The following is a 22,456-nucleotide window of genomic DNA, read 5'->3' on the forward strand; positions in this document are numbered from 1 at the left end:
ATTTCAAACCATCAGTTTGAAATGATTATAGCGATTACCGGCTAGTTCACCGCACGGATCAGGTGAATACTCGGTTCACCAACCCGATTAACATCCTTATCCGGAGCATCTGATTATGACTACTCAACATTCACTGCAAGACAAAGCCGCTTTCGTTCAGGGCGGTTCACGCGGCATCGGCGCGGCTATCGTTCAGCGTCTGGCCAGCGAAGGTGCCAGCGTGGCCTTCACTTACGTCTCTTCCGATGACAAAGCCCAGGCGCTGGTGAAAAGCATTGAAGCCAGCGGCGGTAAAGCACTGGCAATCAAAGCCGACAGCGCCGATGAAACCAGCGTGCGTACCGCCATCGACAGCGCGGCAAACGCATTCGGTAAAATCGATATTCTGGTGAATAACGCCGGTGTGCTGGCGTTCGGCGAAATCGACGCGCTGACGATGGATGATTTTGACCGCACCATCGCCGTCAACGTGCGCAGCGTGTTTGTCGCCAGCCAGCAGGCGGCGCGCCATATGCCTGACGGCGGCCGTATTATTACCATCGGCAGTGTCAACGCCGACCGTATGCCGTTCCAGGGCGGCGCGGTGTATGCCATGAGCAAATCCGCCATCGTCGGCCTGACCAAAGGTCTGGCCCGGGATTTAGGTCCGCGCGGCATTACCGTGAATAACGTGCAACCCGGCCCGGTTGATACCGATATGAACCCGGCAGACGGCGAAATGGCTGACGGTATGCGTTCTTACATGGCGCTCAACCGCTACGGCAAAGACAGCGAGATCGCCAGCTTCGTGGCTTATCTTTCCGGCCCGGAAGCGGGTTACATCACCGGCGCGAACCTGACCATTGACGGCGGTTTCGGCGCGTAATGCCGGTCACGGCAGGTATAAAACGGTAGATAAAAAAAGGGCGCACACGTTGCCGGTCAACGCGTTGCGCCATTTTTTATCCGTATCGTCAGACGCTGTAGCGCCCCGGACGGTGATTCATCGCGATAATCAGATTCACAATCACCGCACCCAGCACCGAGGCAATCAGCATTTCGTAACTGACGACGAACAGCGATGCCAGCACGATGCAGCAGTCCACGCCCATTTGCAGTTTACCGGCGCGGATACCGTATTTGTCCTGCAGAAACAGCGCCAGAATGTTCACGCCGCCGAGGCTGGCTTTATGGCGGAACAGCACAATGAAGCCGATGCCCATGATCACATTGGCAAACAGCGTGGCGTAGAACGGCTGAAGATGATCGAAATGGACAAACATCGGATGCAGGTCAGAGAAGACCGACACCAGCGCGACGGCGGCAAAGGTTTTCAGGGTGAACTGCAACCCCATACGGCGGAAAGAGAGATAATAGAAAGGTAAGTTAATGATAAAAAACGCGGTACCGAATGACACCTGCGTCACGTAATGCGCCAGAAATGCCATTCCCGCCGTGCCGCCGGTCAGCGCGCCGACCTGCCGTAACATCACCACGCCAAAAGAGACCATCAGCGTACCAATAATGATCGCCAGCGCATCTTCAAGCAGCGTATGGCCGATACGCGGCTGCTCAACCGGTGGTTTGATGTCTTCTACAGTTGCCATAATTCCCCAGTTCCCGAAATATTCATGCGTAATTACCCTTTCCGGATAATTAATGAGATGGGGAATTAAGGCAATATTCGCGCACGGAATTTGCATTAAAAATCGAAAATAAGATTTTGCGACGCGTTAATTATTCTTTACATGCACAGAATGCGCATACTCATGCAAAATAATGCACCATCACGGTGAGTTTGCACCAAAATAAATCCCCGTTATAGTGCACGGGAAATATCAGGTTAATAATCTCAGACCAGCGTCAATAAGCCGTTTTCTTTTAACCGGTTAAGGACGACGGATGTTTTCACATGGGCGACACTTTTATGCACTGACAGGATTTGGCTGATCAACGCACTTAAACCCGCTAAATCTTTGACTGCCACTTTCAGTAAATAATCGGCATCGCCGGTGGTTTTATAGGCATCAATAATGGCATCCACTTCGCCCAGCATACTGTGAAAGGCATCAACCTGTGCAGGTAAGTGGTTGATAAGGCGGACTTCGATTAAACCTATCATTCCCAACCCTAACGCTTCCGGTGCCAGACGGGCATGGTAGCCGAGGATCATCTGCGCCTGCTCCAGACCAATCCGGCGGCGTGAGCATTGTGAGGCCGACAGCCCCACAAGTTCGCTTAATTCCTGATTGGTCAGTCTTCCGTTGGCTTGTAATAGGGTCAGAATTTTCAGGTCGTAATCATCAACGCTGTACATAGCAGTTTTCCTGTCGTTTTAATTTTTATGTGTTGGAATTGTATTGCAAAGACTATACCGGTTAATTACTTATCGGCTGTTTTTTCTTATACTTGCGCACATTGATACCGCAAGGAAAAAATAATGAAAAAAGTCCTCTGTTCTCTTGCCTTACTGTCTGCTTTGCCCGGTTTCGCAAAAGCGGATCCCACGTCTTCCCATCTTGAGCGCGTATTACAGAAAGGCTCGCTGAATGTCTGCACCACCGGCGACTATAAGCCGTATACGTTTTTGAAAGAAAACGGCCAGTATGAAGGCATTGATATCGCCATGGCCGAATCGCTGGCGGCGAGTCTGGATGTGAAAGTGAACTGGGTGCCGGTCACCTGGAAAACACTGCCGGACGAAATGAGTGCCGGACATTGTGATATCGCGATGGGTGGCATTTCGGTCACGCTGAAACGCCAGCAGAAAGCCTGGTTTGCCAATGTGCTGGATCAGGACGGGAAAATCCCGCTGGTACGCTGCGAAAACGTGCGTCAGTACCAGACGGTTGAACAGCTGAACCGCCCTTCCGTGCGTCTGATTGAACCGGCGGGCGGCACCAACGAAGCCTTCGTGCACAGCCATCTGCCGAAAGGCACGCTGACGCTGAGCGATAACGTGACCATTTTCCAGAAGCTGGTGGATAAGAAAGCGGACGTGATGATCACTGATGCGTCGGAAGCGCTGTATCAGCAGAAACACTATCCGAAACTCTGTGCGGTGAATCCGAAAAAGCCGCTGCAATATGGCGAGAAGGCATACATGCTGCCGCGTGATGACGTGAGCTGGAAGATGTATGTCGACCAGTGGCTGCACCTGAGTAAAGCCACCGGTGACTATCAGAAAATTGTCAGCCAGTGGCTGGGCGTGAAGAAGTAAGGTTTAGTCGCCAGTATAAATGCGGGCAACGCGCTCGCTGAGTTGTGTGATCAGCTCATAAGCACTGATACCGGTTGCCTGCGCGATGCGCTCAACCGGTAATTTTTCGCCCCAGAAAATCACTTCATCACCGACCTTATCGGTAGCGTCCGGCCCTAAATCCACCGTGATCATGTCCATCGACACGCGTCCGGCCACCGGCACTTCGCGGCCATTCACCAGAACCGGGGTGCCGTTCGGCGCACTGCGCGGATAACCGTCGCCATACCCCATCGCCACCACACCCAGACGGGTATCGCGGTCACTGACCCAGGTACTGCCGTAACCCACCGGATCGCCGGCGAAATGCTCACGCACGGCAATCAGGCTGGAGGTCAGGGTCATTGCCGGTTGCAGCCCGAAATCGCGGGCGGTACCGGTTTCCATCGGCGAGACACCGTACAAAATAATCCCCGGACGAACCAGATTCATATGTGATTCCGGCCACAGCAAAATCCCGCCGGAAGCGGCGATAGATTTTTGCCCCGGCTTGCCTGCCGCAAAGGCGTTAAAGCAGTTCAGCTGTTTCGGCGTGGCGTCACTTTGCGGTTCATCGGCGCGGCAGAAATGACTCATCATATTGACCGGCTGAACCGCATTTTTACAGGCGCTCAGGCGCTGATAAAAAGCATCGGCCTGTGCCGGATGCACGCCCAAACGGTGCATACCGGTGTCGATTTTCAGCCAGACATTCAGCGGACGGGCCAGTTGCGCGTTTTCCAGCGCCTCAAGTTGTTCAATGCTGTGAACGGCGGTATCGAGCTGATGCTCGACCAGCAGCGGTAATTCGCTGGCGGAGAAAAAACCTTCGAGCAGGAGGATGGGTTTCACCACACCGGCTTTACGCAGCGACAGCGCCTCGCTGAGCCGGGAGACACCGTAATAATCGGCGTCCTGCAAACTGTGCACCGTCTCCAGCAGACCGTGCCCATAAGCGTTTGCTTTCACTACCGCAACCAGACGACTTTGTGGCGCCAGATGACGCACCCGTTGCAGATTGTGTCGCAGAGCGCGGCGATCAATGACAGCCGTAGCCGCTTTCATTTTGAGTCCTTTGCATGAAATTATTGGGGTTTTAGCAGCCTAAAGGGGCGTTATTGGCGCAGCCAGTTTGCGTTCGGCCAGCGCGGAAAAACCGGAGTGTACACGTAGTACACGAGGATTTTGAGCACTGCCCGGACACAAAATGGCAAGCAAAATAGCCCCGCACTAGTCTTCGTCGTATTGCGGGCCGCCATAGTTATCAAACCGCGACCACTGACCGTTAAAGGTCAGGCGGACGGTACCGATCGGGCCGTTACGTTGCTTACCGAGGATGATTTGCGCGATGCCTTTTTCTTCACTGTTATCGTGATAGACCTCGTCACGATAGATGAACATGATTAAGTCGGCGTCCTGCTCGATGGAGCCGGATTCACGTAAATCGGAGTTGACCGGGCGTTTATCCGCACGTTGCTCCAGGCTTCGGTTGAGCTGCGACAGCGCCACTACCGGCACCTGCAATTCTTTCGCCAGTGCTTTCAGCGAGCGGGAAATTTCGGCGATTTCCAGCGTACGGTTATCGGACAGCGCCGGAACGCGCATCAGCTGGAGGTAGTCGATCATGATCAGGCTCAGCCCGCCGTGCTCACGGAAGATGCGTCGGGCGCGCGAACGAACTTCGGTTGGCGTCAGGCCGGACGAGTCATCGATATACATGTTCCGCTTTTCGAGCAGAATGCCCATGGTGCTGGAGATACGCGCCCAGTCTTCATCATCAAGCTGACCGGTACGGATTTTGGTCTGGTCGACGCGGGACAGTGACGCCAGCATACGCATCATGATCTGATCGCCGGGCATCTCCAGACTGAAGATTAACACCGGTTTATCCTGCATCATCGCCGCATTTTCGGCGAGGTTCATCGCAAAGGTGGTTTTACCCATCGACGGACGCGCCGCGACAATGATCAGGTCAGATTTTTGCAGACCGGCGGTTTTCTTGTCGAGGTCGGCATAGCCGGTCGAGACGCCCGTTACGCCATCATGCGGGCGCTGGAACAGTTCTTCGATACGGGAAACGGTGCTTTCCAGAATGCGGTCGATGCTTTTCGGGCCTTCGTCTTTACTGGCGCGGCTTTCGGCAATCTGGAATACGCGGGATTCGGCTAAGTCCAGCAGGTCTTCGCTGCTGCGACCCTGCGGATCATAGCCCGCGTCGGCAATTTCATTGGCGACGGAAATCATTTCACGCACCACCGCACGTTCACGCACGATGTCTGCGTAAGCACCGATGTTTGCCGCACTTGGGGTGTTTTTCGAGAGTTCTGCCAGATAGGCGAAACCGCCGACGGAGTCCAGATCGCCTTTCTGTTCCAGAGATTCAGAAAGCGTGATCAGGTCGATCGGTTTGCTCATTTCCAGCAAACGCTGCATTTCGGTAAAAATCAGGCGATGCGGGCGGCTGAAGAAGTCATTGCTGACCACGCGCTCGGCGACGTTATCCCAGCGTTCGTTGTCCAGCATCAGCCCGCCCAGAACGGATTGTTCAGCTTCCAGCGAATGCGGCGGAAGTTTCAACCCTTCCATCTGGCGATCGCGGTTTTCGTTCTGTTGATTGGTCGGTTTTTTTGCTGCCATCTGTGGATTAATTCCTGCTCTAAGCGCCTGTTTTATGAGCGTCGGGTTTCCAAAAATCGGAGCCTGACTCGCGCGACAGTATAAACCATTTCAAAAGGGTATTAACCCTTAGTGCCGAAAATCTGGATTGTCCCGGACATTTAGCCTAGGGTTGAAATCAGGCTCCATCACGAGGAAAAAACATGGCGAAGCGCATCCAGTTTTCTGAAACAGGCACCCCTGACGTTCTGCAATATGTTGATTATCAGCCACAAGATCCGCAGGCTGGCGAGGTTCAGGTTGAGAACAAAGCCATCGGCATCAACTATATCGATACTTACGTGCGCAGCGGTTTGTACCCACCGGCGAGTTTCCCGGCGGGTTTAGGCACCGAAGCGGCAGGCGTGGTCAGCAAAGTCGGCAGCGGCGTGACCGGCATCAAACCGGGCGACCGCGTGGTGTATGCGCAATCCGCGCTCGGCGCTTACAGTGAATTTCATAACGTGCCGCAGGAAAAAATTGCCCTGCTGCCGGATGCCATCAGCTTTGAACAGGCCGCCGCCTCCTTCCTGAAAGGGCTGACGGTTTATTATTTGCTGCGTAAAACCCATGAAGTGCAGGCCGGTGAAACCATTCTTTTCCATGCCGCCGCCGGTGGCGTGGGTCTGATTGCCTGTCAGTGGGCGAAAGCCCTGGGTGTAAAACTGATTGGCACCGTCGGGTCGGACGAAAAGGCAGAGCGCGCCAAACAGGCGGGCGCCTGGGCGACCATCAACTATCAAAAAGAAGATATCGCGACCCGCGTGGCGGAACTGACCGGTGGCGAGAAAGTCGGGGTGGTGTACGACTCGGTGGGTAAAGATACCTTCGAGAAATCGCTTAACAGCCTGAAACGCCGTGGTTTACTGGTCAGTTTCGGTAATGCTTCCGGCCCGGTGAAAGGCGTGGATCTGGCGATCCTCAATCAGAAAGGCTCCCTGTTTGTCACCCGCCCTTCCCTCAATGGCTACGTGACCAACCGTGAAGAACTCGAGGAAGCCAGCAGCGAGCTGTTTTCACTGATTGCCAGTGGTGCGATAAAAGTCGATGTCAGCGACGCGCAGAAATTCCCGCTCGCAGAGGCAAAACGCGCACATGAAACGCTGGAAAGCCGCGTGACACAGGGTTCAAGTTTACTCATCCCATAAAAGTTTCCCTGAGCCAATGCAAAAAAGGCTTTCACAGATGTGAAAGCCTTTCTTACTGTCTGATTCAGACGACCTCTGATTTCAGACGGGTACTGCTGTAGGGTACTGCCGGGTAAATCCACAGGGCGATGTCACTTAAGCGACTATTGTGTGCCTCAGCGGACTTGATGAATTCAGTTTACAGCCTGCTGGCTGCCAATGAATTCCATCCTAACAGTCACCCATGTTAAAAAATATGATTTATGCGTTTCTACCGCACATTCTGACCCAGCTTGTGATCGCTAGCACATAAGCAAAAGTTATCGCTGCAACGGTTACATTTTTTTGTGCTTAAAAGACAGCCAGCAATCATCATATTTTCAGTGGGTTACGCGAACCAATTATTGATCGTCGTGATTACGGTAAACGACGGCGACGATATTTTGGTTCATCTGGCCGGATAAATGCCCGGTAAATCCACACGGCTACCACCGCCAAAACCAGCCACGGCAACATTTTAATAACAATTGCCAGAAAGCCACCCAACATCATCAGCGCAAAGGCCACGACCAGCGCCGCAATCATGCCCAGCAAAGAGATGCCGGTGAGCATCAGCATAAAGAAAAAACCAAGCACGAAGAGAATTTCCAGCATCGGGTGCTCCTTAATAAGCCATGTGTAATAAGACATGATGTCAAAACACATCTTGGCTATTACAAGAAACGTGCCAGTATGAAAGGAGCGTTAATCCGCTGAATCATAAGAGAAAAATAATACGCAGGCGCGAACGGCCTGCGCAGAGATAGTGAATCTGACTAACTGATAGTGATTTTGCTCACTGGCTTTTTATCGCGGTCAGGCCTGCGCCGCCATTTCCTGCTGCTGAGCGACCATCTGCAATGCCTGTTCAACCACATCAATACCTGCACCGGCTTTATGTGCATTCTCACTGAGATGGCGACGGAACTGACGTGCGCCCGGCACGCCCTGGAACAGTCCCAGAATGTGGCGGGTAATGTGGCCGAGGTAGGTTCCTTTGCTCAGCTCTGCTTCAATATACGGGTACAGCGCACGGATAATGTCCGGCCCGGTTTTCAGCGGCGTGTCGGCACCGAACAGCTCGCGATCTACATTCAGCAACATGCCCGGATTCTGATAAGCCTCGCGCCCCACCATCACACCATCCATATATTGCAGATGGGTTTTGGCTTCTTCGAGCGTTTTAATGCCGCCGTTAATTGCCATCGTCAGATGCGGGAAATCACGTTTAAGCTGATACACGCGCGGGTAATCCAGCGGCGGGATTTCACGGTTCTCTTTCGGGCTGAGGCCGGAAAGCCAGGCTTTACGCGCATGGATAATGAAGGTATCGCAGCCGCCGTTTTCAGACACCTGACGGATGAAATCACAGAGGAATTCGTAACTGTCCTGATCGTCGATACCAATGCGGGTTTTGACCGTGACCGGAATGGAAACCACATCGCGCATCGCTTTAATGCAGTCGGCAACCAGCGATGCCTGCCCCATCAGACAGGCACCAAACATGCCGTTTTGTACGCGATCCGACGGACAACCGACATTCAGGTTAATTTCGTCATAGCCACGTTCTTCCGCCAGCTTCGCACAATGCGCCAGATCGGCAGGATTGCTGCCGCCAAGCTGCAAGGATACCGGATGTTCTTCATCGCCAAAGCCCAGATAATCCCCTTTGCCGTGAATGATGGCACCGGTGGTCACCATTTCGGTATACAGCAGGGTCTGACCGGTCATCAGCCGGTGAAAATGGCGGCAGTGACGATCAGTCCAGTCGAGCATGGGCGCAACGGAAAAACGCTGAGCGGAAAAAGGGGTGGTCCGGGGCATTGCGTGTTGAGTTTCTGACATCGGCCTGACATTCGCTGAAGGGGTTCGTGGCGCTCCTTCCGGCGTGACCGCCAGAGGGAATGTAATCGCTGATTATATCACAGAACAAAGATTCGGCATCTTGTGCCGTTAAGCGAACGAATGACGACGCCGTATCACATCTGAATGGCGCATAATTCGGCGTTTTGCCGCAAGCATGATAAAATCAACACAGGTCGCATGATGTGGCCTGTCTCCCCCCATCTGCGCTCAGAGAACGTTGCTATGACCCTGAATAATCCGGAAAAATTACTTTCACAAGCTGAAGAACTTTGCCAGCAGCGCAATGTTCGCCTGACCCCGCAGCGGCTGGAAGTACTGCGTCTGATGACGCAACAACCCGGTGCGATCAGCGCCTATGATTTGCTGGACTTGCTGCGTGTCAGCGAGCCGCAGGCAAAACCGCCGACCGTTTACCGTGCGCTGGATTTTCTGCTGGAACAAGGGTTTATACACCGCGTTGAGTCAGCGAACAGCTATGTGCTGTGCCACCATTTTGAAGAGCCGAGCCACACCTCTGCGCTGTTTATCTGCGACCGCTGCGGGCTGGTCACCGAAAAAACCACGGACGGCATTGAAGAACGCCTGGCAAAACTGGCGTCAGAGTCCGGATTTGAACTTCGTCATTCGGTGGTGGAAGCGCATGGATTGTGTGCGGAATGTAAAGTCGTGGAAACCTGCGACAGCCATGATCACTGCGATCATGACCACAGTATTGTGGTGAAAAAACGCTGAGGGATGAAGGGATAACGACGAATAACTTGCGGGGGTAAAGGTTGGGTACTTCCGTGTACCCGTATCCTGAATTGTTCCGGGTAGGAGCAGCTAAAGCCAGGATACGTCACTGATACGCGAGGGGGAGTCGCGTGTTACCAGTGATATTTATTTTTGGTTTCCCATTCATTGAGCTCTTTCTCGGCCTGATCTTTCTGATAGCCGTAACGCTCCTGAATTTTACCGACCAACTGATCACGTTTACCTTCAACCACTGTCAGGTCGTCATCCGTCAGCTTGCCCCATTGTTCTTTCACTTTCCCTTTGAACTGTTTCCAGTTACCGTCGGCTTGGTCCTTATTCATAAAATATCTCCTGTTACCTTGGGTTTCGTGAACTGCATTTCTCGCTTGCAGTTCGTCCTTAACACTTTAAAGGTTAGTAGAGAATCCCGATTAATCCTCCCGAAACAGGGATAAAAAGCGTTATTAGGATTAATCCAAAGCAGAAAATAACGACACGTCGGGGTTTATGCCTTTGAAAAATGCGGAAAAATCACCCCATTCAGGACGTAAACCAGGTGTCATGCCGCCAGTAACGACGCCATATCCAGCCCAGCGACAGCCCCCGCAGCCCCAGAAACACCGTCAGTGCCAGCCACAGGGCATGGTTACCCAGCAGCGGTAAGGTGAACAGTGTCAGACCGTATCCCAGCGCCGCCACCAGCATGCTGTTACGCATATCCCGCCCGCGCGTTGCGCCTATGAACATACCATCCAGCAAATAGCACCAGACGGCCACCAGGGGCAGAATGATCTGCCAGCCGAGATAATGGTCAGCCAGCTCACGCAGTTCAGGTAATGACGTCAGCGCGTTAATGATCGCGTCACCCGCCAGGGCATAAACCAGCGCGAAAAACAGGGCGACCAGCCCGGCCTGACGACACGCGGCGTGCCAGACATTCAGCAGTTTTTCGCGGTTACGGGCACCGAACGCCTCACCGGAATGCGCTTCAATAGCGTAGGCAAAACCATCCAGCGCAAAAGCGGTAAACGTCAGCAGATTCATCAGCACCGCGTTCACCGCCACGACGTGACTGCCCAGCCGCGCGCCCAGAATAGTCAGTGAGGCAAAGCAAAGCTGGAGCAGCAATGACCGCAGCATGATGTCGCGGTTAAGCCCCAGCAGACGACGCAGGTTACCGCGCCATGCAGAGGTGATTTCTTCACCGGTAATACCGCGTTGTTTCATCACCCGCCAGACAAAATACAATCCGATCAGCAGGGTGAAATACTCCGAACTGGCGGTCGCCATGGCGGCACCACGCACGTTCCAACCCAGCCCGATCACCAGCCACAGATCCAGAATGATATTCAGCAGATTCCCGGCAATCAGCAGGATCACGGGCCCGCGCACATACTGAATCCCCAGCAGCCAGCCGAGGATCACCAGATTGGCCAGCGATGCCGGCGCACTGAACCAGCGGATTTCAATAAACAACCTCGCCTGTTCCAGTACCGGCTGGCTACCGCCGACAATGTGAAATGCCAGTTCCATCAGCGGATGGCGGAATAACACAATGATGGCACCGGCCAGCACGGCCAGAAGAAAAGGCTGTACGAAGGCACGCGCCAGCAGCTGATTGTCTTTCGCGCCGAGCGCCTGCGCGGTCATGCCGGTGGTGCTCATGCGCAGAAACAACAGCAGCATAAAGAGGAAAGTGGTGATCATAGAACCGACAGCCACACCGCCGAGATAATCCGGGCTGTCGAGATGGCCGATCACTGCGGTATCCACCAGCCCGAGCAACGGCACCGTGATATTGGAAAAAATCATCGGCAACGCCAGCATCCACAGTGCTTTATCGGCAGGACTTAGAAAGGTGTTTTGGAATTTTTGTCGCAGGGAATGATGTTGCATAGAGAATCTCATGCCGGAGGTTCAGGTTATGCCTGTAAATGACATCGCCCCGAAAGGGGCGACGATGAGAGAAAATGCTTTCTCTTTGAATTCAAATGAATGCCGGAGGCGGCCGCCATCCCTATTCAACTATGTTCGATACTATCGAGACCAGACGCTAAATCGAAGCATCTGGCTCACGAATTTGAGCGAGTAATTCGAGTTATATCAAGGCGGCAACTGAGCGAACACCGGGAGCATACACCAGTATGTGACCGGGGTTCGCGAAGGCAGCCAACGAAGAGATAGCTCGAAGTACGAAGATCAAATCCAGTTGCCGTTGCGGATGACGCCTACGGCTAAACCTTCAATGCTGAAATTCTGCTCGCGCAAATCCACCACAATCGGCTGGAACTCGCTGTTTTCAGGCAATAACTGCACCACGCTGCCCTGTTTTTTCAGGCGTTTCACGGTGACTTCGTCATCAATGCGGGCCACAACGACCTGACCGTTACGCACATCCTGCGTTTTATGCACGGCCAGTAAATCACCGTCGAGGATACCGATATCACGCATCGACATACCGCTGACGCGCAGCAGGAAATCGGCGCTCGGCTTAAACATCGCCGGATCGACCTGATAATGGCCTTCAATATGTTGCTGAGCCAGAAGCGGTTCACCGGCAGCCACACGGCCGATCAGCGGTAAACCTTCTTCTTCTTCCATCAGCAGGCGGATGCCACGTGACGCACCGGAGACAATCTCGATAACGCCCTTACGTGCCAGCGCTTTCAGATGCTCTTCCGCCGCATTGGGAGAACGAAACCCCAGACGTGACGCAATCTCTGCGCGGGTGGGTGGCATACCGGTGGTGGAGATATGATCGCGAATAAGGTCATAGACCTCTTGTTGTCTGGTCGTTAAAGCTTTCATTCCGCCCCCTGGTTGTTTATACAGTCTTGCTGTGAGTATATACAGCTAAACGGCCAATGAAAACCTAAGATTGAATAAAAACAGGGCATAACGGTGATTCCTGGAATGCAGATTCCAAATCAGAACCATCGCGGCCAAAAGATGCTGACCCAGACAAAAATCGCCAATATGATGGTCAGCAGTACGGCAGCGGAGCCGATATCTTTGGCGCGGCCTGACAGTACGTGAAATTCAGGGCCGATGCGGTCAATCGCACATTCCACCGCGCTGTTGAGCAGTTCGGTGACGCACACCAACACCACTGAGCCAATCAGCAGAATGCGTTCTATGCTGCTGACATCGCACCAGAATGATAATAAAATTAACGGGATAGCCACACTGGCTTCCTGGCGAAAAGCCGCTTCGTTTTGCCATGCGGCTTTCAATCCTTTCCAGGAATAGCCAGCCGCTTTATAAATTCGGGTAAATCCAGTGACTTGATTCGCCATTTGGGGTACTGATCCTTGAAGGGTTGTCCTTAAAAGTGTGCCGTATTTTAGCTTTTATATGACCACAGATCTCCACGGATCTTTCTGGTATCCTTGCGGCGAAATGGCTAACAAGAGGCTTCACGTTTTTATGTCAGGTTGGCGTAGACTTTATTACACATTATTGAATTTACCACTCTCATTGCTGGTAAAGAGCAAGGTCATACCTTCAGATCCCGTTACCGAGTTGCATTTAGACCCGACGCGGCCAATTCTGTACGTATTGCCTTATAACTCCAAAGCCGATTTGCTGACGTTGCGTGCGCAATGTCTGGCGCAGAATCTGCCCGATCCCCTGATCCCGTTAGAAATCGACGGAACCCTGCTGCCAAGCCACGTCTTCATCGCCGAAGGGCCGCGTGTCTTCTCGTATTACACGCCAAAGCAGGAATCGGTAAAACTGTTCCACGACTATCTGGACCTACACCGCAATAATCCGGAGTTAGACATTCAGATGTTGCCGGTGTCGGTGATGTTTGGCCGTGCGCCGGGTCGTGAAGGTCAGGACGATACGCCACATTTGCGCGTGCTGAACGGCATTCAGAAATTCTTCGCCGTGTTGTGGCTGGGACGCGACAGTTTTGTCCGTTTCTCCAATACCGTTTCCCTGCGCTATATGGCGACAGAGCACGGTACAGATAAAACCATCGCGCAGAAACTGGCCCGCGTGGCGCGGATGCATTTCTCCCGCCAGCGTCTGGCCGCCGTTGGCCCGCGTCTTCCGGCTCGTCAGGATTTATTCAATAAATTACTGGCCTCCAAAGCGATTGAAAAAGCCATTGAAGACGAGGCGCGCAGCAAGAAGATTTCCCATGAAAAAGCCCAGCAAAACGCCATCGCCCTGATGGAAGAGATTGCCGCCGACTTCTCGTATGAAGCCGTGCGCCTGTCTGATCGTGTGCTGAGCTGGACGTGGAACCGTCTGTACAAAGGCATTAATGTTAATAATGCCGAACGTGTACGCCAGCTCGCGCTGGACGGTCAGGAAATCGTCTATGTGCCCTGCCACCGCAGCCACATGGACTATCTGCTGCTCTCTTACGTGCTCTATCATCAGGGGCTGGTGCCGCCGCATATCGCCGCCGGTATCAACCTGAACTTCTGGCCAGCCGGTCCGATTTTCCGCCGTCTGGGCGCGTTCTTCATCCGCCGTACCTTCAAAGGCAACAAGCTGTATTCGACGGTTTTCCGTGAATATCTGGGCGAACTGTTCAGCCGTGGTTATTCGGTGGAATACTTTGTTGAAGGCGGTCGTTCACGCACCGGACGTCTGCTGGAACCGAAAACCGGTACGCTGGCGATGACCATTCAGGCCATGCTGCGCGGCGGTTCACGTCCAATTACGCTGGTGCCGATTTACATCGGTTATGAGCATGTGATGGAAGTGGGCACCTACGCCAAAGAATTGCGCGGTGCGACCAAAGAGAAAGAAAGTCTGACGCAGATGCTTAACGGCCTGCGCAAGCTGCGTAACCTTGGTCAGGGTTATGTGAACTTTGGTGAGCCGCTGCATCTGACCACTTACCTGAACCAGAACGTGCCGACCTGGCGTGAAGCCATCGATCCGATCGAAGCACAACGTCCGAGCTGGCTGACGCCAACGGTGCAGGATCTGGCAGAACAGATCATGGTGCGCATCAACAATTCAGCGGCAGCCAATGCCATGAACTTGTGTTGTACCGCGCTGCTGGCTTCCCGTCAGCGTTCACTGACCCGCGAACAACTGACCGAGCAAATCGACTGCTATCTGCAATTGCTGCGTAATGTGCCTTACAACGCGGATTCGACGGTGCCCGATCTGACGGCCGATCAGTTGCTCGATCATGCGCTGAACATGAACAAGTTCCAGGTTGAGAAAGACAACATCGGCGACATCATCGTTCTGCCTCGTGAACAGGCCGTGCTGATGACGTACTACCGCAACAACATCCATCATATGCTGGTGTTGCCGTCGCTGATTTCCAGCATTGTGATGCATCATCGTCAGGTCAGCCGCGCGGAATTACTGCGTCAGGTAGAACTGATTTATCCGATGCTGAAAGCCGAACTGTTTATGCATTTCGACACGTCTGAACTGCCACAGGTGCTGGATGTTCTGACGCTGGAACTGGCGCGCCAGCAAATCATTCATCTTGAAGATGATGAGCTGACACTCAATCCGGCGCGTATCCGTACGTTGCAGCTGCTGGCTGCCGGCGTACGTGAAACGCTGCAACGCTACGCGATCACTTTCTCCCTGCTCACCAATAATCCAAGCATCAACCGTGGTGCGCTGGAAAAAGAGAGCCGGATTATGGCGCAGCGTTTATCCGTGCTGCACGGTATCAATGCCCCTGAGTTCTTCGATAAAGCAGTGTTCTCGACGCTGGTCGGTACCCTGCGCGCCGAAGGCTATATCAGTGACACCGGTGACGCCATTCAGGAACAAACGCGTGAGATTTACCTCATGCTCAGTGACCTGATGACGCCGGATATCAAGCTGACGATTGAGAGTGCGGGTATGCCTTCCGAGCTGCCGCAACCGACGGAGCCACCGGCTGAGCCTAAGATGGATGTGCGCGATACCGATCACTAACCGGTATTAACGCACGCCAACTGACGGTAAAACAAAACGCCCGGACTTTTTACAGAGTCCGGGCGTTTTTTATGGTCGCTGAATCAGTTCAGGAACACTTACAACGTGAACGCCGACAGACTCATCAGAATACCGAGGAACAGCACCAGCCCGACATAGTTGTTCTGGCGGAAAGCCAGAAAACAGGCATCACGCTCGCGTTTGGCAATCAGCTTCTGCTGATGCACAAACAGCGCCGCAGCCAGCAGCAGCGACCAGTAGAACGGCGCGCCAAGCTGGGAAAGATGCCCGACAAACCCCATCAGCACCAGCGTCGCCAGTTGCAGCAGGCCGATAATCAGTGTGTCAAAACGGCCAAACAGAATGGCGGTAGATTTCACCCCGATCTTCAAATCATCGTCACGGTCGACCATCGCATATTGGGTATCGTAAGCCACCGTCCAGCAGATATTCGCCGCAAACATTAACCAGCAACTGAGCGGCACACTTTCGCTCACCGCGGCATATGCCATCGGGATCGCCCAGCCAAACGCGGCACCTAATACCACCTGCGGCAGATGACTGACGCGCTTCATGAACGGATAAATCCATGCCAGCGCCAGCCCGGCCAGCGACAGCAAAATGGTCATGCGGTTAAGCAACAGCACCAGCCCGAATGACACCAGCACCAGCCCGACGAACAAGATTTTCGCCTGTTTACCGGTGATCGCCCCGCTCGGCAATGGCCGGTTCGCGGTGCGTTTGACATGACCATCAAACTTACGATCGGCGTAGTCATTTACCACACAACCGGCGGCGCGCATGAAAAATACGCCCAGTACAAAGACCAGCAAAATTTTGGCTGACGGCATGCCGCCACCGGCCACCCACAATGCCCATAACGTCGGCCACAGCAGCAGCAGCGAGCCGATCGGCTTATCAATACGCATCAGGCGGCAGTAATCCCGCCATGTGCCCTGAGTCATACTTCCTGACACTCTCTGTTCTCCTTGTTGATCAGTCTGGCTCATGCCTTACTCACTTTGCCCTCTGGGCGGTGAACCGGCGAATCCGGGAGGAAAATTTCGGTCAGCAGCAAGGGTTTGTCAGACAGACGCAGGCGGGAACGGCGCGCCCATAATTCGCCCTGCTCACTGTGCAACTGGCCTAAATGAATGTAATCCCGCGACAAGTTATTGCCGCTGAACAGATAGCGCCCCAGCGGTACAGTGCCCAGATCGACCAGCGCCAGATCCGGCCCGGTCAGCGTTTCTTCAGGAATAACGGTACGCCCGAGCAACCACGGCTGTGCATCACCAAACAGCACGATTTCGCGGATCCAGTAACGGGCGCTTTCCGGCAGTTGCTGCGCTTCGCTTTCACCCAGTTCTTCACGGCTGACAAAACATTCGTTTTGCGGTTTCACGGTGACGGTAACACCCTGCTTTTCAAACCGGCGGGTCATGGATCCCATTTCCATCAGCCAGTCAGCCACATCGGCAGGGACTTGTGAGGGATCGTCGAACCAGTGGATCGGGGATTGTTCGGGAGAGTGGGAATCAGACATCAACGGCTCCGTAATGGAGGCATTCATACCTCCAATGAATTATCTGCCTCGCATTCTAGCGCATCAATGCGAGGCAGTAATTGCCTGATTTATTCGCGGCGCAGACGTTCGCCGTTCGCAAGGAACAGCGTCACCACCAGCACGAGGATCGCGCAGGCGTAAACCAATGTGTCGTAAGGACTTTTATGGTCGACGATGATCAGGCGGATAATCGCGGTGATGCCGATATAAATAAAATAGCGCAGCGGGAAATGATAACCCGACGAAAAGTATTTGATAATCAGGGCAATAAATTCGAAATAGAGGAAGTAAATGACAATCCCCTCGATCAGTAAATACGACGAAGACTGGTCGTTATTCACGAACAGAACCATCGCTAAATGGTAGGTTTCGCGCCCGATAAAAATCATCAGGATCGCGGCCAGCCCTAATAAGAAAACGTTCAAAATTCGCTGCATAATGACGGATATCATCATTGCGCGCTTGGATCCTGCCATGTGATCTACATCCCACTTTTGTTATGAATACCCGCAGAATACCACAGAGTCCGCGCCAGAAAACGGCCATTAAAAAAGGGTCAGCCGGTGAAGGCTAACCCTTTTATTTAGAAATATTGCGACCTGTCCCTCTAAATCATTCGGGCTGGATCAAGGCGGCAAGGGAACGAAGCCCCGGGAGCTTACATAAGTAAGTGACCGGGGTGAGTTCACGCAGCCAACGCTGAAACAGTCTGAAGGATGACGAGGGATTAGCGCCAGTTTTTAAAGCGGTTAATCAAACCGTTAGTCGAGCTGTCGTGGCCGGTAACATCTTTGTCACCTTCCAGTTCTGGCAGGATACGGTTTGCCAGCTGTTTGCCCAGTTCTACGCCCCATTGGTCGAAGGTGTAGATATTGAGGATCACACCCTGAGTAAAGATTTTGTGCTCGTACATCGCGATCAACGCACCCAGGCTATAAGGCGTGATTTCACGCAGCAGGATGGAGTTGGTCGGACGGTTACCTTCGAACACTTTGAACGGTGCGACGTGTTTAACGTCTTCCGGTTTTTTACCCTGATCGGCGAATTCTTTCTCGACGACGTCGAGAGATTTACCGAAGGCCAGCGCTTCTGTCTGTGCAAAGAAGTTAGACAGCAGTTTGGCGTGGTGATCGCTCAGCGGGTTGTGGCTGATGGCCGGGGCGATGAAGTCACAAGGAATGATTTTGGTGCCCTGATGGATCAGCTGATAAAACGCATGCTGACCATTGGTGCCCGGCTCGCCCCAGATAATCGGGCCAGTCTGGTAATCCACAGGATTGCCGTTACGGTCAACGAACTTACCGTTGGATTCCATGTTGCCTTGCTGGAAGTACGCGGCAAAACGGTGCATGTACTGGTCGTATGGCAGGATAGCTTCGGTTTCAGTGCCGTAGAAATCGTTATACCAGATGCCGATCAGCGCCAGCAGAACCGGCAGGTTTTTCTCAGCCGGGGTGTTCGCGAAGTGTTTATCCATCGCGTGCGCGCCGCTCAGCAGCTGTTCGAAATTATCGAAACCGACAGACAGGGCGATGGACAGACCGATGGCTGACCACAGAGAGTAACGGCCGCCGACCCAGTCCCAGAATTCGAACATGTTGTCGGTATCGATACCGAACTCGCTCACCGCTTTACCGTTAGTCGACAGCGCCGCGAAGTGTTTCGCCACGTGTTGGTTGTCGCCCGCCGTTTTCAGGAACCAGTCACGCGCGCTGTGGGCGTTGGTCATGGTTTCCTGGGTGGTGAAGGTTTTTGAGGCGACCAGGAACAGCGTGGTTTCCGGCGACAGGTCTTTCAGCGTTTCGGCGATGTGCGTGCCGTCCACGTTGGAGACGAAATGCATGTTCAGGTGGTTTTTGTACGGACGCAGCGCTTCGGTGACCATGAACGGGCCGAGGTCTGAACCGCCGATCCCGATGTTCACCACGTCAGTGATGGCTTTGCCGGTATAACCTTTCCACTCGCCGCCGATAACGCGTTCGGTGAAGCCTTTGATTTTTGCCAGTACCGCATTCACTTCCGGCATCACATCTTTGCCGTCCACGACGATTGGCGTGTTGCTGCGGTTACGCAGCGCAACGTGCAGAACAGCACGGTCTTCGGTGCGGTTGATCTTCTCGCCAGAGAACATCGATTTGATGGCACCCTGAAGGTCAGTCTCTTTCGCCAGCGCCTGCAGTTTATCCAGAGTCTCTGTCGTAATGCGGTTTTTGGAGAAATCGACCAGCATCTGGTCTTCAAACGTGGCAGAGAATTTGGAGAAACGATCACCATCTTCAGCAAACAGATGGCTAATCTGCACATCTTTCATCTTGTCGAAATGCTGCTGCAGGGCTTGCCAGGCAGCGGTCTGAGTTGGATTGATATTTTTCATAGCAATGCTCTTAGGCTGAGAATAAATATGAGATAACTGACCCGATTGTAGCCTGAACTTCCCGGGAAGAGATGCCTTTTCTTGCGATAGGTTAGATCTGCTAAATCACAATGACAGAGAACAATATTAGATGAGAATCGTTCAAAATGTGGCGCATGAGCCGCCAGACCGTTGACAGACGGGCGAGAACCCGTTATTCCTAAGCACCTAACTCGCGCGCGTGTCGCGTGAGCCAGAAGAGGCGCGTCGCCCAGGTAGTGTATCGGAGGAGCCGAAATCCTGCGAAGGTACATCAGGGGGAGCGACGCCGAGGTCTGAAGCCCGCGGCAGGCATACGATCGACTACAGGGGCTGAATCCCCTGGGTTGTCACCGGGCATCCGCGAGGATGTCGACAAGGTGGGGCGCTTCTGGGTGTATCGTAGCATTTCTACGTCTGCCCCCTTCCCGCTCTCCCCTTGTGCCAATTCTTGAAATGATGGAATAGATGGCCGTCTGGTATGACGACCCTGACACGAGGTTTTACATGAATTACGCAGCATCCCGCAACGCCAACCCGCAGCCTCTGGGCAACGTTATCGTCGCCAAATTCGGCGGTACCAGCGTAGCGGATTTCGACGCCATGAACCGCAGCGCAGACATCGTGCTTGCGCGCCCTGAAGTGCGTCTGGTTGTTCTTTCCGCGTCTGCGGGCATCACCAATTTATTAGTCGAGCTGGCCGAAGGCAAAGAAACCGAACGCCGGGTGTTCCTGCTGGATGAAATCCGCCGGATCCAGAGTGCCATTATCGACCGCCTCGATAATCCGACGGTGATCCGCGAAGAAATCGGCCGCATGCTGGAAAATATCGCCATGCTGTCCGAAGCGGCGAGCCTCGCGACCTCCACCGCGCTGACCGACGAACTGGTCAGTCACGGCGAACTGATGTCTACCCTGCTGTTTGTTGAAATCATCCGCCAGCGCAACGTGCCGGTGGAATGGTTCGACGTGCGTAAAATCATGCGTACCAACGATCGTTTTGGCCGTGCCGAGCCGGACACGCAGGCATTAAACGAACTGACCGTGCAACAGCTGCAACCGCGTTTGCAGGATGCGCTGGTGATCACTCAGGGCTTTATCGGTTCAGAAGGCAAAGGCCGCACGACCACCTTAGGCCGTGGCGGCAGCGATTACACCGCCGCATTGCTGGGTGAAGCGCTGGGCGTTTCCCGTGTGGATATCTGGACTGACGTGCCGGGGATTTATACCACCGACCCGCGTCTGGTGCCGGCAGCAAAACGTATTGACCGCATCGCCTTTGAAGAAGCGGCAGAAATGGCCACCTTCGGCGCGAAAGTGCTGCACCCGGCGACCTTGCTGCCTGCGGTGCGTCGCGGCATTCCGGTGTTTGTCGGCTCCAGTAAAGATCCGTCGGGCGGCGGCACGTTGGTGTGCGATACCACCGACAACCCTCCGCTGTTCCGTGCGATTGCCCTGCGTCGCAGACAAACGCTGGTCACGCTGCACAGCCTGAGCATGTTGCATTCACGCGGTTTCCTCGCCGAAGTGTTTGGCATTCTGGCGCGTCACAGCATTTCCGTTGACCTGATTACAACGTCAGAAGTCAGCGTGGCACTGACCCTCGATACCACCGGTTCGACTTCTTCCGATGCCAGCCTGCTGACCACTTCGCTGCTGACAGAATTATCCTCACTGTGCCGCGTGGAAGTGGAAGAAAATCTGGCGCTGATCGCGATTATCGGCAACAAATTGTCGCAGGCCTGTGGCGTCGGCAAAGAAGTCTTCGGCGTGCTGGATCCGTTCAATATCCGCATGATTTGCTACGGCGCAAGCAGCTACAATCTGTGCTTCCTGGTGCCGGGCAACGATGCCGATCAGGTCGTCAAAACACTACACCGCAACCTATTCGAACAATAACGGGCGCGGTATCTGTGAAGACCGGGCCATGTGCCCGGTCTTTTTTTTGTCTGTACTTTTGCAAAACAACAAAGACAAGGATCATCCTCAATGTTAGCCAAAATCACCCGCCTGTTCCCGCTGTGGGCCGTGCTGTTATCCGTCGCGGCCTATTACTCCCCCGGCACGTTCACCCCGATCGGCCCGCATGTTTCCACCCTGCTGATGCTGATTATGTTCGCCATGGGCGTCACCCTCGAATTCGGTGATTTCAAACGCGTCCTTTCCCGGCCCGGACCGGTGGCTGCCGCGACGTTCCTGCATTATCTGGTGATGCCGCTGGCCGCGTGGGTGCTGGCAAAGCTGTTCCATATGCCTGCCGATCTGTCGGCGGGCATGATTTTAGTCGGCAGCGTCGCCAGCGGAACGGCATCTAACGTCATGATTTACCTTGCTAAAGGTGATGTCGCGCTTTCCGTGACGATTTCTGCGGTGTCCACGCTGGTCGGCGTTTTCGCCACGCCGCTGCTGACGCGCCTGTATGTCGATACGCATATCAAGGTGGATGTGGAAGGGATGCTGCTGAGCATTTTGCAGATCGTGGTGATCCCGATTCTGGCCGGTCTGATCATTCATCATCTGTTCACCAAAACCGTGAAACGTATCGAACCGCTGCTGCCGCTGTTTTCGATGGTCTGCATCGTGGCGATTATCAGCGCCGTGGTGGCGGGCAGTCAGGGCTTTATCGGTTCTGTGGGGCTGATCGTGATTGTGGCGGTGATCCTGCACAACGGCATCGGTCTGCTGAGCGGTTACTGGGGCGGGAAACTGTTTGGCTTTGATGAAACCACCTGCCGCACGCTGGCGATGGAAGTCGGGATGCAGAACTCAGGCTTAGCCGCGACGCTGGGGAAAATTTACTTCACCCCGCTGGCCGCGCTGCCGGGTGCGTTGTTCTCGGTCTGGCACAATCTGTCAGGTTCTTTGCTGGCGGGTTACTGGTCCGGTAAACCGGTTAAAAAAGACTGATTTTCCGACAGGAAAAAGGTGAAAAAAAACGGGCGCCTTCC

21 protein-coding genes and 1 riboswitch are annotated in these 22,456 nt (G+C 53.8%); of the genes, 7 read left to right on the forward strand and 14 right to left on the reverse strand.

The window, feature by feature from the left end; all coding sequences use genetic code 11:
• Positions 1-115 precede the first annotated feature (115 nt).
• Complete coding sequence (locus tag J9880_RS05870; RefSeq protein ID WP_119823717.1) at positions 116-865, forward strand: 3-oxoacyl-ACP reductase family protein; 750 nt, start codon at positions 116-118, stop codon at positions 863-865.
• Between the two features lie 88 nt (positions 866-953).
• Here the strand turns inward: J9880_RS05870 and J9880_RS05875 are convergent, their stop codons facing one another.
• Both J9880_RS05875 and J9880_RS05880 read right to left on the reverse strand, forming a co-directional pair.
• Positions 954-1,586, reverse strand: coding sequence for a YitT family protein (locus tag J9880_RS05875; protein ID WP_095924330.1), 633 nt, complete (start codon positions 1,584-1,586; stop codon positions 954-956).
• A gap of 245 nt (positions 1,587-1,831) precedes the next feature.
• On the reverse strand, positions 1,832-2,296 hold the full coding sequence (locus tag J9880_RS05880) for an Lrp/AsnC family transcriptional regulator (protein ID WP_131694005.1): 465 nt from the start codon (positions 2,294-2,296) through the stop codon (positions 1,832-1,834).
• A 123-nt stretch (positions 2,297-2,419) separates the two neighbouring features.
• On the opposite strand from J9880_RS05880, the gene J9880_RS05885 reads away from it, so the two are divergent.
• Entirely contained in the window at positions 2,420-3,199 is a 780-nt protein-coding gene (locus tag J9880_RS05885) for a transporter substrate-binding domain-containing protein (protein ID WP_095924328.1), read from the forward strand.
• Positions 3,200-3,202: 3 nt separating this feature from the next.
• Here the strand turns inward: J9880_RS05885 and alr are convergent, their stop codons facing one another.
• Positions 3,203-4,282, reverse strand: a complete 1,080-nt coding sequence (alr, locus tag J9880_RS05890) for an alanine racemase (RefSeq protein ID WP_131694006.1) — start codon at positions 4,280-4,282, stop codon at positions 3,203-3,205.
• Between the two features lie 165 nt (positions 4,283-4,447).
• The gene (gene dnaB, locus J9880_RS05895; protein WP_013577363.1) at positions 4,448-5,854 is read right to left on the reverse strand and encodes a replicative DNA helicase; all 1,407 of its coding nucleotides are present in this window, start codon (positions 5,852-5,854) and stop codon (positions 4,448-4,450) included.
• Positions 5,855-6,036: 182 nt separating this feature from the next.
• Here dnaB and J9880_RS05900 point away from each other — a divergent pair, with 182 nt between their 5' ends.
• A complete protein-coding gene (locus J9880_RS05900; protein WP_232770210.1) occupies positions 6,037-7,020 on the forward strand; it encodes a quinone oxidoreductase in 984 nt (327 codons plus the stop codon).
• A gap of 396 nt (positions 7,021-7,416) precedes the next feature.
• Here the strand turns inward: J9880_RS05900 and pspG are convergent, their stop codons facing one another.
• Together pspG and dusA are read right to left on the reverse strand one after the other, a co-directional pair.
• Positions 7,417-7,653: an envelope stress response protein PspG gene (gene pspG / locus J9880_RS05905; protein ID WP_095924325.1), complete on the reverse strand. Its 237-nt coding sequence runs from the start codon at positions 7,651-7,653 to the stop codon at positions 7,417-7,419.
• Between the two features lie 201 nt (positions 7,654-7,854).
• Positions 7,855-8,862: a tRNA dihydrouridine(20/20a) synthase DusA gene (gene dusA, locus J9880_RS05910; RefSeq protein WP_095924324.1), complete on the reverse strand. Its 1,008-nt coding sequence runs from the start codon at positions 8,860-8,862 to the stop codon at positions 7,855-7,857.
• Positions 8,863-9,126: 264 nt separating this feature from the next.
• Between dusA and zur the strand changes: the two genes are divergently transcribed.
• On the forward strand, positions 9,127-9,636 hold the full coding sequence (gene zur, locus J9880_RS05915) for a zinc uptake transcriptional repressor Zur (RefSeq protein ID WP_095924323.1): 510 nt from the start codon (positions 9,127-9,129) through the stop codon (positions 9,634-9,636).
• A gap of 134 nt (positions 9,637-9,770) precedes the next feature.
• Here the strand turns inward: zur and J9880_RS05920 are convergent, their stop codons facing one another.
• From J9880_RS05920 to J9880_RS05935, 4 genes are all read right to left on the reverse strand, one after another.
• Positions 9,771-9,980 (reverse strand): CsbD family protein, encoded by a 210-nt coding sequence (locus J9880_RS05920; protein WP_013577368.1) that lies wholly within the window; start codon positions 9,978-9,980, stop codon positions 9,771-9,773.
• A 199-nt stretch (positions 9,981-10,179) separates the two neighbouring features.
• Positions 10,180-11,535 carry an MATE family efflux transporter DinF gene (dinF, locus tag J9880_RS05925; RefSeq protein ID WP_119823721.1) on the reverse strand — a complete coding sequence of 452 codons (1,356 nt, stop codon included), beginning with the start codon at positions 11,533-11,535 and terminating at the stop codon, positions 10,180-10,182.
• A gap of 303 nt (positions 11,536-11,838) precedes the next feature.
• Complete coding sequence (lexA, locus tag J9880_RS05930; protein WP_095924321.1) at positions 11,839-12,447, reverse strand: transcriptional repressor LexA; 609 nt, start codon at positions 12,445-12,447, stop codon at positions 11,839-11,841.
• Positions 12,448-12,566: 119 nt separating this feature from the next.
• Positions 12,567-12,935, reverse strand: a complete 369-nt coding sequence (locus J9880_RS05935; RefSeq protein WP_095924320.1) for a diacylglycerol kinase — start codon at positions 12,933-12,935, stop codon at positions 12,567-12,569.
• Between the two features lie 130 nt (positions 12,936-13,065).
• Between J9880_RS05935 and plsB the strand changes: the two genes are divergently transcribed.
• Positions 13,066-15,549 (forward strand): glycerol-3-phosphate 1-O-acyltransferase PlsB, encoded by a 2,484-nt coding sequence (gene plsB / locus J9880_RS05940; protein WP_095924319.1) that lies wholly within the window; start codon positions 13,066-13,068, stop codon positions 15,547-15,549.
• A gap of 98 nt (positions 15,550-15,647) precedes the next feature.
• Here plsB and ubiA read toward each other — a convergent pair whose 3' ends face one another.
• From ubiA to pgi, 4 genes are all read right to left on the reverse strand, one after another.
• Positions 15,648-16,514, reverse strand: coding sequence for a 4-hydroxybenzoate octaprenyltransferase (gene ubiA, locus J9880_RS05945; RefSeq protein WP_133823668.1), 867 nt, complete (start codon positions 16,512-16,514; stop codon positions 15,648-15,650).
• A gap of 41 nt (positions 16,515-16,555) precedes the next feature.
• Complete coding sequence (ubiC, locus tag J9880_RS05950) at positions 16,556-17,095, reverse strand: chorismate lyase (protein ID WP_119823725.1); 540 nt, start codon at positions 17,093-17,095, stop codon at positions 16,556-16,558.
• Between the two features lie 89 nt (positions 17,096-17,184).
• Positions 17,185-17,592 (reverse strand): phosphate-starvation-inducible protein PsiE, encoded by a 408-nt coding sequence (gene psiE, locus J9880_RS05955; protein ID WP_095924316.1) that lies wholly within the window; start codon positions 17,590-17,592, stop codon positions 17,185-17,187.
• Between the two features lie 251 nt (positions 17,593-17,843).
• On the reverse strand, positions 17,844-19,490 hold the full coding sequence (pgi, locus tag J9880_RS05960; RefSeq protein WP_119823727.1) for a glucose-6-phosphate isomerase: 1,647 nt from the start codon (positions 19,488-19,490) through the stop codon (positions 17,844-17,846).
• A 228-nt stretch (positions 19,491-19,718) separates the two neighbouring features.
• A riboswitch (Lysine riboswitch) is annotated at positions 19,719-19,907 on the forward strand.
• A 108-nt stretch (positions 19,908-20,015) separates the two neighbouring features.
• Between pgi and lysC the strand changes: the two genes are divergently transcribed.
• Together lysC and panS are read left to right on the forward strand one after the other, a co-directional pair.
• Positions 20,016-21,407: a lysine-sensitive aspartokinase 3 gene (lysC, locus tag J9880_RS05965; protein ID WP_095925258.1), complete on the forward strand. Its 1,392-nt coding sequence runs from the start codon at positions 20,016-20,018 to the stop codon at positions 21,405-21,407.
• Between the two features lie 90 nt (positions 21,408-21,497).
• The gene (panS, locus tag J9880_RS05970; protein ID WP_095924314.1) at positions 21,498-22,415 is read left to right on the forward strand and encodes a ketopantoate/pantoate/pantothenate transporter PanS; all 918 of its coding nucleotides are present in this window, start codon (positions 21,498-21,500) and stop codon (positions 22,413-22,415) included.
• Positions 22,416-22,456: the final 41 nt, after the last annotated feature.

It is taken from the genome of Rahnella victoriana (assembly GCF_021276285.1).
Taxonomy (GTDB): domain Bacteria; phylum Pseudomonadota; class Gammaproteobacteria; order Enterobacterales; family Enterobacteriaceae; genus Rahnella; species Rahnella victoriana.